1 pseudogene is annotated in these 253 nt (G+C 60.1%); it reads right to left on the reverse strand.

The annotated features are described in order from the left end of the window. Window positions 1–75 precede the first annotated feature (75 nt). Window positions 76–253, reverse strand: a pseudogene (locus NCR38_RS34065) (2OG-Fe(II) oxygenase); the annotation flags it as partial.

Below are 253 nucleotides of genomic sequence, written 5' to 3' on the forward strand. Positions count from 1 at the left end.
AGCCGAAACCTTGCCAGCCGAGCAGCGCGATGAACAACACCACGCCGATCGAGAGCAGAAACGTGCCCGCGCGACTCATGCCTGTCCGTTTTTGCCGCCTTTGCGGCGAAAGACCTGCTTGAAGCCGAAGTACGCGATCGAGTCCTTCATGTTCGAGATGAAACGCTGGAACGGCCGCATCTCCGGGTTCGTGACGTACTCAAACGTGAGCGACACGCGCATCTCGTTTTCGCCGAGCGGCGTGACGCGATGC

It is taken from the genome of Caballeronia sp. INML1 (assembly GCF_023631085.1).
Taxonomy (GTDB): Bacteria; Pseudomonadota; Gammaproteobacteria; order Burkholderiales; family Burkholderiaceae; genus Caballeronia; species Caballeronia turbans.